General features: G+C 61.6%; 14 protein-coding genes. 13 read left to right on the forward strand and 1 reads right to left on the reverse strand.

Annotated features, from left to right (window positions below; genetic code table 11):
• Window positions 1–2 precede the first annotated feature (2 nt).
• The 3 genes from nadD (at window position 3) to rsfS (ending at window position 1,784) form a co-directional block, all read left to right on the forward strand.
• Window positions 3–680 carry a nicotinate-nucleotide adenylyltransferase gene (nadD, locus tag DWW12_RS01735; protein ID WP_117637231.1) on the forward strand — a complete coding sequence of 226 codons (678 nt, stop codon included), beginning with the start codon at window positions 3–5 and terminating at the stop codon, window positions 678–680.
• 86 nt (window positions 681–766) lie between these two features.
• Window positions 767–1,300 (forward strand): bis(5'-nucleosyl)-tetraphosphatase (symmetrical) YqeK, encoded by a 534-nt coding sequence (gene yqeK / locus DWW12_RS01740; protein WP_199570634.1) that lies wholly within the window; start codon window positions 767–769, stop codon window positions 1,298–1,300.
• A gap of 28 nt (window positions 1,301–1,328) precedes the next feature.
• Window positions 1,329–1,784, forward strand: a complete 456-nt coding sequence (rsfS, locus tag DWW12_RS01745) for a ribosome silencing factor (protein ID WP_117637233.1) — start codon at window positions 1,329–1,331, stop codon at window positions 1,782–1,784.
• A gap of 98 nt (window positions 1,785–1,882) precedes the next feature.
• On the opposite strand, the gene dinB is transcribed toward rsfS, so the two are convergent.
• Complete coding sequence (dinB, locus tag DWW12_RS01750; RefSeq protein WP_199570628.1) at window positions 1,883–3,136, reverse strand: DNA polymerase IV; 1,254 nt, start codon at window positions 3,134–3,136, stop codon at window positions 1,883–1,885.
• Between the two features lie 201 nt (window positions 3,137–3,337).
• Between dinB and rpsP the strand changes: the two genes are divergently transcribed.
• From rpsP to rplS, 10 genes are all read left to right on the forward strand, one after another.
• The gene (rpsP, locus tag DWW12_RS01755) at window positions 3,338–3,679 is read left to right on the forward strand and encodes a 30S ribosomal protein S16 (RefSeq protein ID WP_022094749.1); all 342 of its coding nucleotides are present in this window, start codon (window positions 3,338–3,340) and stop codon (window positions 3,677–3,679) included.
• A gap of 42 nt (window positions 3,680–3,721) precedes the next feature.
• Window positions 3,722–3,967 (forward strand): KH domain-containing protein, encoded by a 246-nt coding sequence (locus DWW12_RS01760; RefSeq protein ID WP_171021534.1) that lies wholly within the window; start codon window positions 3,722–3,724, stop codon window positions 3,965–3,967.
• Between the two features lie 34 nt (window positions 3,968–4,001).
• Window positions 4,002–4,493, forward strand: coding sequence for a ribosome maturation factor RimM (gene rimM, locus DWW12_RS01765; protein WP_226812527.1), 492 nt, complete (start codon window positions 4,002–4,004; stop codon window positions 4,491–4,493).
• A gap of 10 nt (window positions 4,494–4,503) precedes the next feature.
• Complete coding sequence (gene trmD, locus DWW12_RS01770; protein WP_117854710.1) at window positions 4,504–5,262, forward strand: tRNA (guanosine(37)-N1)-methyltransferase TrmD; 759 nt, start codon at window positions 4,504–4,506, stop codon at window positions 5,260–5,262.
• 2 nt (window positions 5,263–5,264) lie between these two features.
• Window positions 5,265–5,828 carry a signal peptidase I gene (lepB, locus tag DWW12_RS01775; protein ID WP_117757138.1) on the forward strand — a complete coding sequence of 188 codons (564 nt, stop codon included), beginning with the start codon at window positions 5,265–5,267 and terminating at the stop codon, window positions 5,826–5,828.
• Window positions 5,829–5,887: 59 nt separating this feature from the next.
• Window positions 5,888–6,799: a glycine--tRNA ligase subunit alpha gene (locus DWW12_RS01780; RefSeq protein ID WP_006236091.1), complete on the forward strand. Its 912-nt coding sequence runs from the start codon at window positions 5,888–5,890 to the stop codon at window positions 6,797–6,799.
• A 3-nt stretch (window positions 6,800–6,802) separates the two neighbouring features.
• Window positions 6,803–8,899 (forward strand): glycine--tRNA ligase subunit beta, encoded by a 2,097-nt coding sequence (gene glyS / locus DWW12_RS01785; protein WP_117816863.1) that lies wholly within the window; start codon window positions 6,803–6,805, stop codon window positions 8,897–8,899.
• A 34-nt stretch (window positions 8,900–8,933) separates the two neighbouring features.
• Window positions 8,934–9,809: a pyruvate, water dikinase regulatory protein gene (locus DWW12_RS01790; RefSeq protein WP_117854712.1), complete on the forward strand. Its 876-nt coding sequence runs from the start codon at window positions 8,934–8,936 to the stop codon at window positions 9,807–9,809.
• Window positions 9,810–10,135: 326 nt separating this feature from the next.
• Complete coding sequence (gene ppdK, locus DWW12_RS01795; protein WP_117854713.1) at window positions 10,136–12,886, forward strand: pyruvate, phosphate dikinase; 2,751 nt, start codon at window positions 10,136–10,138, stop codon at window positions 12,884–12,886.
• Between the two features lie 210 nt (window positions 12,887–13,096).
• Complete coding sequence (gene rplS, locus DWW12_RS01800; RefSeq protein ID WP_006236098.1) at window positions 13,097–13,438, forward strand: 50S ribosomal protein L19; 342 nt, start codon at window positions 13,097–13,099, stop codon at window positions 13,436–13,438.
• The last annotated feature ends 30 nt before the right edge of the window (window positions 13,439–13,468 follow it).

Raw genomic sequence — 13,468 nt, forward strand, 5'->3', positions numbered from 1 at the left:
CCATGTCGCTGCGCGGTGGAATCGGTTTGCCCGAGCTGCCCATAAAAGAGGGCAAAGAGTTTCGGCTTGGCATTATGGGCGGCACCTTCGACCCGATTCATTACGGGCACTTGGTGACTGCCGAGCAGGCGCGCGAGTCGCTCGACTTGGACGCTGTGCTCTTTATGCCGGCCGGCTCTCCTGCCTTTAAACTCGACAAACCGGTGACGCCTGCTGAGGACCGTTATGCCATGACGGTTCTCGCCACCGCCGCGAATCCGGCTTTTTTGGCGAGCCGTTTCGAGATCGACCGTCCGGGCGTGACCTATACGGCCGATACGCTTCATGCCCTTCGCGACTTTTACCCGCCGCAGGTAAAGCTCTACTTTATTACGGGCGCCGATGCGATTATCGATATTGTGACCTGGCATGATGCCGAACGAATCGCTGAGCTTGCTACCTTTATTGCGGCGACGCGACCGGGCTTTGATATCGATACGGCGCGTGCCCGAATCAAAGAGTCGGGGCTGCCGTTCGACGTGCGCTATATTCAGATTCCGGCGCTGGCGATCAGCTCGACGAACATTCGTAAGCGAGTTGCCCGCGGCATGAGCGTGCGCTATCTTACGAGCGAGTCCGTGCTCGGCTACATTCGCAAGCGCAGGCTATATGCCGATTTGGGCCAAGAAGATTTTGAGTGATGGGGGCTACGTTGTCGGTAGAGGATCAGTTTGAGGGCGATGAGCGCGCGCTGCTCAAGCGCATTCAAGAGCTGCTCGATGTTCGCATGAAAGATAAGCGCAAGCGCTATGTGCATTCGCTGGGTGTTGCCGAGACCGCACTTCATCTGGCCGAGGTCTACGGCGTTGACCGCTTTGATGCGGCTGCCGCCGGCTTAGTTCACGACTGGGACAAGGTTCTTTCCGATGACGAGCTCGTGGCCCGCGCGCTTCACTATGGCATCAAGGTTGCCGGCTCTCCTTCCGCCGCGACGCCGCTTTTGCATGGCCCTGTTGCCGCCTATGAGCTTCCGCAGCTTTTTCCCGAGCTGTCACCGGCCGTTTTCCAGGCTGTCGACCGTCACACCGTGGGTGCCTGCGACATGACGTCGCTCGATATGGTGGTCTTTGTGGCAGATGCCATCGAGCCCAACCGTCACGGCGACTATGCCCATGCGCTGCGCAAGATGGTGGGGAAGTCCTCGCTCGACGAGTTGTTCTTCTCCTGTTTTGCGCAGGGTCTGGTCTATGTGATCCAGTCCGGGCGCTATCTTTATCCCACGGCTATTACGATTTACAACCATTACGCCCAGCTGCGCTAGCTCGGGTGTGTCTAGAAAGAGGTATTCCATGGCCGACGAGACCATGACTGACGAGCAGATTCTTGAAGGTGTGGAGCATAAGAGTTTCGTTGCCACGTCCGACCGCACCGCCGCCTCGCTGTCCGCGAGCGGTGTCGCCGCCGAGGATGTCGCCCGCGCCGCCGCGCAGGCCGCCTACGACAAGAAGGGCGAGGACGTGCAGGTGCTCAACCTGACCGAGCTTTCCGACGTGTGCGACTACTTTGTGCTTGCCACCGGTACCAACAACCGCCAGGTCGATTCTATCGTCGACGAGATCGAGGAGAAGGTCGCCGCGGCTTGCGGCGAGCATCCGTTCTCCATCGAGGGCCGCGAGCAGAAGACCTGGATGCTCATGGACTACGGCTCGGTCGTCGTTCACGTCTTCACTCCCGAAGCCCGCGACTTCTACCGTCTAGAAAAGCTCTGGGGTGACGCCCCCCAGCTCCCCCTCGACCTCCTCTAGTGGCTCATTTGATACGGGGCTTTTAGTTAGCCTCGCGCATTTTGCCGGGCAGTTGCGGTTTTCCGTACCTGCCCGGCTTTCTTTTTGCCCAAAGGCGGTTAATCGTTGAAGCGGGATTGGCGGCCGAAGGATAGGGCGGTGTCGCCGAACTTGTCTCGGACGGCGTCGATAGCAACCGAGAGGTCGCGTCGGTCGCTGGATTGGGCTCCGCGGTCGTCGACTTCGCAGAACAGGTCGGTCTGGATGCCGCCCTGATGGTCAAAGTCGCTCATCCCGATACCCGCCAGACGCACATGCATGCCTTCCTGCCAGATGTTGTCGAGCAGTTCGAGCGCAACCGCCACAAAGATGTTCTCATCGTCGGTCGGATGAGGCAGCCGGCGCTGTGCCGTACGCCCGCTGCCATACGAATACTTGAGCTTGAGCGTTACCGTGCCGCCCGTCAGTCCCTGACGGCGCAGGCGGCGTCCAACTGACTCGCCCAACAGTGCAATCGCCGCTTCGATGTCTCCGCGCTCAGTTAAATCTTTCGCAAAGGTGCGTTCATTGCTGACCGACTTGATCTTGCGCTCTTCATCGAGACTCGTGACTTCGGAGATTTCAAGTCCCAGCGCACGCTGACGCATACGTTCGCCGTTGACGCCAAAAATAGAGGCCAAGGTGGATTCCGGCGCGCGTGACAGCTCGCCGAGCGTGTAGATGCGCATACGGCGCAGTCGCTCCTCGGCCGAGCGCCCGATGCCGCTCATGGCAGATACCGGCAGCGCGGCCAAAAAGCGCTGCTCGGTTCCGGGGCGCACGATGGTCAGCCCAAACGGCTTATCCCGCTCGCTTGCGATCTTTGCGACCGTCTTGTTGCAGCCCACGCCAATGGAGCACGTCACTCCCAGCGCTGCCACGCGGTCGCTTATACGCCGTGCAACCAGCAGTGGGTCCTCGGGCGCAAAGCGACCCGGTGTGATATCGATAAAGGCTTCGTCGATGGATACGCGCTCAACGCGCGGCGTCTCCTCGGCAAGAATAGCCATGACCTGCGCGCTCACCTCGCGGTAGCGATCAAAGTGCCCGTGCGTCCAAATGGCTTGCGGGCACAAGCGCCGCGCCTCGGCCGAGGCCATGGCAGAGCGCACGCCAAAGCGACGTGCCTCATACGAACACGTGGACACGACGCCACGCGAATCGGCGTCTCCGCCCACGATGAGCGGCTTTCCGCGCCATTCGGGATGATCGAGCATCTCCACGCTCGCAAAAAACGCATCGAGGTCCATGAGGCCCACCGCCGGACCCGTCCAGGGAGGTGGCGTGACGCCCATGGCATCCTCATAACCGTATGTATGTTCGCGTCTTTCCATGTCATGAGTATACCGCGCAGCTCATGTGGGGTGCGTGTATGTGCTTGCAAATCCCGAATTCTTGTCTAAGATATGGATTTGCCCTCGACTACACCGAAGAAGTTGGTCTCACGGACTTCACCTGCCCGCGTCGATGGCGTATTATGTTCAACTGTTTGTTTGTAGTTGCAGCCTAAAGCTGCTTGGTTGGAGGAGTTTCCTTTGGCAGTCAAGATTCGCCTTGCTCGTCACGGCGCTAAGAAGCGTCCGTACTACCGTGTCGTCGTCGCCGATTCCCGCGCCCCGCGTGACGGTCGTATCATCGAGGAGGTTGGCCGCTACAACCCGATGACCGCCCCCAAGACCATCAACCTCGACCTCGAGAAGATTGCCGACTGGCAGTCCAAGGGCGCTCAGCTCACCGACGCCGTCGCCGCTCTGGTCAAGGCCGCCAACGAGGGCGAGAAGACCGAGACCGTCGTCAAGAAGTCCAAGAAGCAGCTCGCCAAAGAGGCCGAGGCAGCTAAGGCTGCCGCTGAGGCCGCTGAGGGCGCCGAGGAGTAAATCGTGCCTGAGGTTGACGCTGCACAGCTCGAGGGTGAGGCAATGCTCTCAGATCGCATCGCCGATCTCGTCGAATATCTCGTTGTTCAGATCGTCGACGACCCGGATTCCGTGAGCCTTGAGGTCATCGATGGTGACGACGCCTCTACGATCGAGGTTTCTGTCGCCGAGGATGACGTCGCTAAGGTCATCGGCCGTCGTGGCCGTACCATCAAGGCCATTCGCACGCTCGCCCGTGCACTGGCCGCTCGCCTCGACACTGCTGTCGAGGTAGAGGTTCTGGGCTAGGACCTTGAGGTCCCAGTACAAAAACATCGCCCGTGTGGTCAAGCCGCACGGAAGGAAGGGGGAGGTCCTCGCGCAACCGCTGCGGGGGCTTCCTTCTGTATTAGAGCCGGGTATGCGCGTCGCCCTGACGCCGCCGGCGCTCAAGCGCGACCGCTTTTGCACGGTCGTGTCCGTCACCGATACGGGCGATGGCGATCTGGTCTCGTTTGAGGGCATTGACGACTTGACGGCCGCCGAGGGCATCACGGGATGCTATGTGTTGGCAAATCGTGACGATTTTGAGCTCGATTCACTCGACGCCGCCTATACCGACCTGATGGGTCGCGAGGTGGTCGACGAGCGCTTCGGTTCACTCGGCACGATCGTCGAGATCATGTCGACGCCCGCTAACGATGTTTGGGTTGTCGAGGGTGATCGGTACGGCGAGGTACTGATTCCCGTGATCGAGCAGGTTGTGCTCGATCTTCCCGACACAGGAACAATTTCCGTCCACGTTATGGACGGCCTGATCGATATGGACAAGTAGGGAGGACAACATGCTGATTGAGACCCTTTCGGTCTTTCCCGAGATGTTTGAGCCCGTCATGTCCACATCGATTTTGGGCCGCGCCCGCAAGGCCGGCCTTTTTGATTTTAAGGCGTATAACCTGCGCGACTGGACGCACGACCGCCATCGTACCGTCGATGACGAGCCGTACGGCGGCGGGCAGGGCATGCTCATGAAGGTCGAGCCTATTGTCGAGGCCATCGAGGCTATTAGCTCCGAGGGTCCTAAGCCCACCGTGGTGTTTTTTACCCCCTGTGGCGAGCCCTTTACACAGCATGTGGCCGAGCGCCTGCTCAAAAGCGAGCGCTTGCTGTTTGTGTGCAGCCGTTACGAGGGTGTCGACGAGCGTGCCTATGCGTATGCCGACGAGCGCCTGTCGATCGGCGATTACGTGCTCACGGGCGGCGAGCTTCCCGCTATGGTCGTTGCCGATGCCGTCGTACGCCTGATTCCCGGCGCCCTTGGTGACGAGATGAGCAACGTCGACGAGTCGTTCTCGACCGCCGAGGACGGAGGCCTGCTCGAGTATGCGCAGTACACTCGCCCTGCTGAATTCAACGGCGAGGGCGTGCCGCCGGTGCTCGTGAGCGGTGACCATGCCAAGGTTGACGCCTGGCGCCGTAAGAATGCCATCGAGCGCACCTGCCGCTGGCGTCCCGACCTGATCGAGACGGCACGGCTTACGCCCCAGGAGCGCGCATACGCGCAGGAGATTCTGGACGCTTCGTATTCGCAGAGCGAGGAGTGAGAATGGTTCCATCGCAGCATTCCGCGTTGAGGGGCGCTTTTGAGTGGGTCGCGGTCATCGCGATCGCGCTCGTGGCCACCTTCCTGATCCGCACCTTTGTGGTCGAGCCCTTTGTGGTACCCACCGGCTCCATGGAGGACACGATCGAGATTGGCGACCAGATCCTGGCACAAAAGGTGAGCCTCGAGCTCGGTCAGCCCGTCAAACAGGGTGATATCGTGGTGTTCCACAACCCCGATGTCACTTCCGAGCATGATGTTCTTGTCAAGCGTGTTATTGCCACGGCCGGCCAGACGGTCGACCTGCAGGACGGCAAGGTGGTCGTTGACGGCCAAGCGCTCGATGAGGACTATACGACGGGCATGAGCTGGCCGCTTTCGGTCCAAGCGCCTGGCGCCCAGGTGAGTTATCCCTACACCGTTCCCGACGGGTGCGTGTGGGTGATGGGCGACAACCGCGAAAACTCTGCCGACTCGCGCTACTTTGGTCCCGTCGATCGCTCTGATTTGATCGCTGTGGCGCTTGTGCGCTACTGGCCGCTCAACCGCATCGGCGCTATCGACTAAAAACCGCTATAGTACAGTACCTAACCGTGTAATCGTTTCGACGAGGGGATATTAGAGGCATGAACGCTTCATCGCTTTCCTTCCAAGACATCATCCTGCGCCTCCAGCAGTACTGGGGCGAGCAGGGCTGCGTCATTATGCAGCCCTATGACTCCGAGGTCGGTGCCGGTACCTTCCATACCGCGACCACGCTGCGCTCGCTCGGTCCCGCCGAATGGCGCACCTGCTATGCGCAGCCCTGCCGCCGTCCCGCCGACGGCCGCTACGGCGAGAACCCTAACCGCATGCAGCACTACTATCAGTTCCAGGTGCTCATTAAGCCCTCTCCGGTTAATGCTCAGGAGCTTTACCTGGGGTCTCTTGCTGCCATTGGCCTGGACCCCAACGACCATGACGTCCGTTTTGTCGAGGACGACTGGGAGAGCCCGACGCTGGGCGCCTGGGGCCTTGGCTGGGAGGTCTGGCTCAACGGCATGGAGGTCACGCAGTTCACGTACTTCCAGCAGGTGGGCGGTATCGAGGTCGACCCCGTGCCCGTCGAGATCACCTATGGCCTGGAGCGTATCGCCATGTACGCTCAGGGCGTCAACTCGGTCTACGATCTGGTGTGGAGCTATCTGCCCGACGGCACGCCCATGACCTACGGCGACGTGTTCCTCGAGAACGAGCGCGAGTTCAGTGCCTATAACTTTGAGGTCGCCAACGTCGAGATGATGCGTCAGAAGTTTGACGACTACGAGGCCGAGTGCCATTCCTGCCTGGAGCGCAAGCTGCCGTTGCCGGCGTACGACTGTGTCATGAAGTGCAGCCACGCCTTCAACCTGCTCGATGCCCGCGGCGCCCTGTCCGCGGTCGAGCGTGCCAACTACATCCTGCGCGTCCGCGCCGTCGCCAAGGCGTGCTGCGAGGCCTACATGGCCGAGGTCGCCGGAGTCAACGAGAATGCCGACCAGGAAGGCGAGGTGGCGTAAGCCATGGCAGACGCTAAGGATTTCCTGTTTGAGATCGGTACGGAGGAAATGCCCTCTGCACCGCTGAACAATGCCGTCAAGCAGCTTGGTACCATGATCGCCAAGGGTCTCGACGAGGCCGGTCTGGCCCACGGCGAGGTCCGCGTGATCTCGAGCCCGCGTCGCCTGGCTGCGCTCGTTGCCGACGTTGCCACCGCGACCGATGAGGTTCACGAGGTCAAGCGTGGCCCCGCGGCAAACATCGCCTTCGACGCTGACGGTAACGCCACCAAGGCCGCCCAGGGCTTCGCCCGCAAGTGCGGTGTGGCTGCCGAGGACCTGGTCCGTCGTGAGGATACCGACGGTCGCGAGTATGTCTTTGCCGAGAAGAACATTCCCTCCGCACCGGCAACCCCGATCCTGACGGCCCTGTGCGAGAAGACCATTGCCGGCCTGCAGTGGCCCAACTACCGCTCCCAGCGCTGGGGCCACGAGCACGCGACGTTCGTGCGTCCGGTCCGCTGGATTTGCTGCCTTCTGGGCGAGGATGTTGTGCCCGTGTCGTTTGCCGACGTGACGAGCGGCAACACCACGCGCGGCCATCGCGTGCTCGGCCCCGGTGACCACGTTGTCGCCAGCCCCGCCGCCTACGAGCAGGTACTCGAGGACGCCGGCGTGCTTTCTGCCGAGCGCCGTCGCGAGGCCATCCTTGCCGGTATCTCCGAGGTCGAGGCCGCTCGCCCCGGCTGCCATGTCGATACGCCCAAGAAGGTCTTTGAGGAGGTCATTAACCTCTGCGAGTGGCCGACGGTGCTCGTCGGTACTTTCGACGAGGAGTTCCTCAAGGTCCCGCACGAGATTATCTGCGAGTCCATGCTCACCAACCAGCGCTACTTCCCGATCTATGACGGGGAGGGCAAGCTGACGCGTGAGTTCGTGGTCGTCTCCAACAGCAAGCCCGAGAACGCCGAGCGCGTGATCGACGGTAACGAGCGCGTCGTGCGCGCCCGTCTGGACGACGCTAAGTTCTTCTACGAGGAGGACCTGAAGATCTCCCTCGACGAGTTCCGTGAGCGTCTGTCCAAGGTTGCCTTCCAGGAGAAGCTCGGTAGCGTGCTCGCCAAGTCCGAGCGCATCGAGCAGCTCGCGCTCGCTATCGCCCGCGAGGCTCACCTGGGCGCCCATCTTGCCGCCGACGCTGCTCGCGCCGCACACCTGTGCAAGGCGGACCTGGTGTCCAACGCCGTCGTCGAGTTCACGAGCCAGCAGGGCGTGATGGGCGGTTATTACGCGACCGCGATGGGGGAGAACGACGAGGTCGCCCATGCTATTCGCGATCACTATCGTCCCCGTTTTGCCGGTGACGAGCTGCCCGAGGGCACCGCTGGCTGCATCGTGGCCTGCGCCGACAAGCTCGATACCATCGCCGGTATCTTTGCCATCGGCGAGCCCCCGACCGGCTCCTCCGACCCCTACGCGCTGCGTCGTGCCGCTATCGGCATTATCAACATCCTGCGCGACCGTCTGCCGATCGACCCCACGTCGCTCATCGACTTTGCCCTCGAACTCTACAGTGAGCAGGGCATTGAGTTCGACGCCGCCGAGGTCGCCCAGCAGGTTCGTGACTTCTTCCATGGCCGCCTGGTGAGCATGGCCCGCGACGAAAAGATTCCGGCCGATACCGTCGCCGCCGTCTCCGCGGTGCACATCATCGCCCCGTCCGTCTTCTTTGCCCGCTGCGCCGCCCTCGACGAGGCCCGCAAGAACGACGCTGAGACGTTCGACAACCTGGCGACCGCCTATGCCCGCGCCGCGCATATCTCCAAGCCCGAGCTGGGTGCGGAGTATGACCGCAGCCTGATGGGCGAGGTCGAGCTTGCGCTCGCCGACGCCTCCGAGGCTGCTCAGACCGCCGTCGATGCCGCCCTTGCTGCCGAGGACTACCCGGCCGCATTTGCCGCCCTCGCCGCCCTGCGCGCGCCCATCGACCGTTTCTTCGATGAGGTCATGGTCATGGACAAGGACGAGCAGCTTCGCGATAATCGCCTTAAGCTGCTCAACCGCTTCGAGGCCGTTTTCTCCGGCATTGCCAACATCGGTGAGCTTGCCCGCAAAAAGTAAGCCAGCCTGCGCATAAGCGCAAAAGGAGCCCCGCATGGATTGCCCGGTCACCGCTCGTCCCACCGTTATCGTTATCTCCGACTCGCTCGGCGATACCGCTTGTGAGGTGGTGCTTGCGGCGTCCGGGCAATTTGATGAAGGGGCTTTTCGCGTTTTACGCCTGCCCAAGGTGACCTCCGTGGAGCAGGTCAAGTCATTTGTGGGGCCGCGCGTCGATGCCGACCATCGCGATGTCGCCGTGTTCCATACCATTGTCGATCCGGCGCTTCGCGCCCGCGTGCTCGATTACCTGGGTATGCTGCATATCCGTTCGGTCGACCTCATCGGCCCGACGCTTGCCGTGCTGTCGTCGCTCATCGGTGTGCCGCCCAAGTGCGTTGCGGGCGTGATTCACAAGACCGATGACCGCTATTTCCATCGTATCGAGGCCATGGAGTATTTCGTTGAGCACGATGACGGTCGTGGTTGCGACGATCTGTCGGGTGCCGATATCGTGCTGCTGGGTGTGTCGCGTACATCCAAGACGCCGCTGTCGATGTATTTAGCCTATCAGGGCTACAAGGTCGCCAATGTCCCACTGGCGCATGGCATGGAGCCGCCCAAGTCGATTTACGAGGTTAACCCGATGCACCTGTTCGGCCTGATTTCGACCGTCGACGTTATTTCTGAGATTCGCGATAGCCGCTTGGGCGATGACTACGCCCGTGCCGTTGCCGGCTCCTATGCCGAGCCTGAGAGCGTGCGCAGCGAGCTCGAGGAAGCCCGTGCCCTCATGAAGCGCCTGGGCTGCTTTGTGGTGCGTACCGACGGCAAAGCCATCGAGGAAAGCGCTGCCGAGATCATTGCTCACCTCGAAGAGATTCAAGAGGCAAGAGCCCGCCGTGCCGCCCGCCGCGCTCAACAAAAGTAGCTCACTTGGGACAAGGTTGTTTGGGTAGCTAATTTGGGACGGGGCTCTTTTAGCTAACCAAAGAGAATACTTGGAAATAATGCTGATAAATGGTAAAGCGATTTAGCAAAAACATCACATCCGACCTGCACTTTCCTTGTAGTGGTATCTTCATAAGGTAACCACCTTTACCTACCGTTTACCGCCTGTTTTAGCACGTTTACCAAACCGCGCACCCTCTGCTCAAGCCTGCCCAAAACCCGCCGTATAGTTCCCTCACGGCCTGCATCCGGCGGGTCGATTCGTTACCAACGTCGTGCGCGTAAGCGCATGGAAGGGGAAGTATCGTGAGCGATTGCAAGAGGGTTTACCGTTTTGGAACCGACGCCCAGGGCACCTGTGTCACCGAGGGCGACAAGTCCATGAACTTCGTGCTTGGCGGCAAGGGCGCTAACCTTGCAGAGATGAGCCGTATCGGTCTGCCGGTTCCCGGTGGCTTTACCATTACCTGCCAGACCTGTGTCGAGTACTCCGGTGCCGGCAACGTCTGGCCCGAAGGCGCACTCGATGAGATCGTTGCCGCTGAGGCGGACCTCGAGGCCCGTTGCGGCAAGAAACTCGGCGATGCCTCCGATCCGCTGCTCGTGTCGGTTCGCTCGGGCGCTCCGTTCTCCATGCCCGGCATGATGGACACGGTCCTCAACCTGGGCCTCAACGACGATTCCGTCCAGGGCCTTATCGCGCAGACGCAAAACCCGCGCTTTGCCTGGGACAGCTACCGTCGCTTTATCCAGATGTTCTCCAACGTCGTCATGGGCGTCGACGCCGATCTATTCGAGAACGCCCTGACCCAGGCCCGCCTGGTCGCCGGCGTTCGTGTCGATTCCGAGCTTTCGGCCGAGGACCTGCAGGAGCTCGTCGAGACCTTTAAGGGCATCTTCTCCGAGAACGTCGAGGCGACCCTGTATCCCGAGCTCGAGGTCGCCGACGGTAAGCCCGTCTTCCCGCACGATCCGGAGCTCCAGCTGCGCCTTGCCATCCAGGCCGTCTTTGGCAGCTGGATGAACGAGCGCGCCTGCATCTACCGCAAGCAGCACGGCATTTCCGACGAGCTCGGCACCGCCGTCAACGTCCAGGCCATGGCCTTTGGCAACAAGGGCGAGACCTCGGCGACCGGCGTCGCCTTTACGCGCAACCCGGCCGACGGAACCAAGGAGTTCTATGGCGACTTTTTGGTGAATGCCCAGGGCGAGGACGTCGTCGCCGGCATCCGAAACACCGAGCCCATCGACGACCTCAAGACCACCTCGGGCCTCGAGTCCGCAGGCGAGGAGCTCGAGCGCGTGTTCCTGACGCTCGAGGATCATTACCGCGATATGTGCGATATCGAGTTTACCATCGAGCAGGGCAAGCTCTGGATGCTCCAGACCCGCGTGGGCAAGCGCACCGCCACTGCCGCCCTGCGCATTGCTATCGAAATGGTCGAGGAGGGCCTCATCACCCGCGAGGAGGCTGTGAGCCGCATCGATCCCGCGCAGCTCGACCAGCTCCTGCACCCGCAGTTCGACGCCTCCAAGAAGTACGAGGCCCTGGCCAGCGGCCTTAACGCCAGCCCTGGTGCCGCCGTGGGCGAGGTCGTGTTCTCGAGTGATGACGCCGTCGCGCGTTCCGCCGAGGGCCACAAGGTCATTCTGGTCCGCTGGGAGACCAACCCCGACGACCTGAAGGGCATGGTCGCCGCCGAGGGCATCCTGACCAGCCACGGTGGCAAGACGAGCCATGCCGCCGTTATCGCCCGCGGCATGGGTACGCCCTGCGTTTGCGGCGTTGAGCGCTTCCACATTGACGCGGCAGAGAAGGTCGTGCGCATCGAGGGCAGCGACCGCGTGCTGCGCGAGGGCGATGTCATCTCCATCGACGGCACCCAGGGTATCGTCGTCGACGGCGCGGTCGACTTGGTCTCTGCAGAGCTCACCGGCGACCTGGACACCATCCTGTCTTGGGCCGATGAGATCCGTTTGGACGAGACCTGCGGCCACGCCAACCACGTGCGCGTTAACGCCGACAACCCCGAGGATGCTGCACTCGCGCTCGAGTTTGGCGCCGAGGCCATCGGTCTGTGCCGCACCGAGCACATGTTCCTGGGCGATCGCAAGAACATCATCCAGAGCTTTATCCTGTCTGACGATGAGGCCGTGAAGCAGCAGGCCCTGGCCGACCTGCTCAAGGTTCAGACCGAGGACTTCCTGGCGATGTTCAAGACCATGTCCGGTCGCGATGTGGTCGTCCGCCTGCTCGATCCGCCGCTTCATGAGTTCCTGGATAATCCTCGCGAGCTCGAGGTCGCCATCACCAAGAAGGAGGCCGCTGGCGTCAGCGAGGAAGAGCTTGCCGTCCTGCGCGCCCGCCTGCGTCGCATTGACGGCATGGTCGAGTCCAACCCCATGCTGGGCTTGCGCGGCGTGCGCCTGTCCGTCGTCTTTGGCGATCTGCCGCTCATGCAGGTTCGCGCCGTCGCCACGGCCGCTGCCCGCCTTATCAAGGAGGGTGTCGACCCGCGCCCCGAGATCATGGTTCCGCTCGTTTCCATCACGGCCGAGCATGTCCAGACCCGCGAGGTCATTGAGCGCGTAATCGCCGAGGTTTCCGCCGAAGAGGGCGTCGGGCTCAATATTCCCGTGGGCACGATGCTCGAGCTGCCGCGTGCCTGCATGGTCGCTGACGAGATCGCCCATCATGCCGACTTCTTCTGCTTTGGCACCAACGACCTCACCCAGACGACCTTTGGCTTCTCGCGCGATGACGCCGAGGCCAAGTTCATCCCGCTGTACATGCATAAAAAGATCCTGAAAGACAACCCCTTCGAGACCATCGACGCGGCGGTGCTGGAGCTCGTGCGCCTGGCCGTCGAGAAGGGCCGCGCCACCAATCCCGACATGCACTTTGGCGTGTGCGGCGAGCACGGCGGCGACCCCAAGTCCATCAAGGGCCTGTTTAACGTGGCCGACGTGGACTACGTGTCCTGCTCGCCCTATCGCGTGCCCCTCGCGCGCCTGGCTGCCGCTCAGGCCAAGCTCGAGGCCAAGCGCAACGCCTAGCCCCCTGCGCATCGACGCCTAGCGTAGCGCCCCTTCATACCGCCCGTCTCATTCGTGAGGCGGGCGGTTATCATGTGCGGGTTTTGTCTTTTTGTCTGCGTAAAAAATTGTTCTTGCAGCAGAAACCCGCGCGTGTATACTCGAATACGTTTGTTCAACTACGTGCCGGCCAAGGTGGTACGGCACCTCTAGAAGAGTAAGGAATTGCACATGGATTACATCCGCGCAATCGAGCGTCAGCAGATCCGCGAGGACATTCCTCAGGTTCGCGTCGCCGACAACGTCAAGGTTCACTACCGCATTAAGGAAGGCGACCGCGAGCGCATTCAGGTCTTCCAGGGCGACGTCATCCGCATGGCCGGCGCCGGTGCCCGCGAGACCTTCACCGTCCGCAAGATGTCCTTCGGTGTCGGTGTTGAGCGTACCTTCCCGCTTCACAGCCCCAAGATCGCCAAGCTCGAGGTCGTCCGTCATGGTCGCGTCCGTCGCGCCAAGCTGTACTACCTCCGCGACAAGGTGGGCAAGGCTGCTCGCATCCCCGAAAAGCGCTAAGAAGATCGCAGCGTCTGTCCACTCGTTTGG

It is taken from the genome of Collinsella sp. AF14-35 (assembly GCF_003464565.1).
In the GTDB taxonomy this organism is placed as follows: Bacteria; Actinomycetota; Coriobacteriia; order Coriobacteriales; family Coriobacteriaceae; genus Collinsella.

Coding starts and splice junctions, on each gene's coding strand:
- nadD (WP_117637231.1), top strand. CDS start 3: ATGTCGCTGCGCGGTGGAATCGGTTTGCCCGAGCTGCCCATAAAAGAG.
- yqeK (WP_199570634.1), top strand. CDS start 767: ATGAAAGATAAGCGCAAGCGCTATGTGCATTCGCTGGGTGTTGCCGAG.
- rsfS (WP_117637233.1), top strand. CDS start 1,329: ATGGCCGACGAGACCATGACTGACGAGCAGATTCTTGAAGGTGTGGAG.
- dinB (WP_199570628.1), bottom strand. CDS start 3,136: ATGGAAAGACGCGAACATACATACGGTTATGAGGATGCCATGGGCGTC.
- DWW12_RS01760 (WP_171021534.1), top strand. CDS start 3,722: ATGCTCTCAGATCGCATCGCCGATCTCGTCGAATATCTCGTTGTTCAG.
- trmD (WP_117854710.1), top strand. CDS start 4,504: ATGCTGATTGAGACCCTTTCGGTCTTTCCCGAGATGTTTGAGCCCGTC.
- lepB (WP_117757138.1), top strand. CDS start 5,265: ATGGTTCCATCGCAGCATTCCGCGTTGAGGGGCGCTTTTGAGTGGGTC.
- DWW12_RS01780 (WP_006236091.1), top strand. CDS start 5,888: ATGAACGCTTCATCGCTTTCCTTCCAAGACATCATCCTGCGCCTCCAG.
- glyS (WP_117816863.1), top strand. CDS start 6,803: ATGGCAGACGCTAAGGATTTCCTGTTTGAGATCGGTACGGAGGAAATG.
- DWW12_RS01790 (WP_117854712.1), top strand. CDS start 8,934: ATGGATTGCCCGGTCACCGCTCGTCCCACCGTTATCGTTATCTCCGAC.
- rplS (WP_006236098.1), top strand. CDS start 13,097: ATGGATTACATCCGCGCAATCGAGCGTCAGCAGATCCGCGAGGACATT.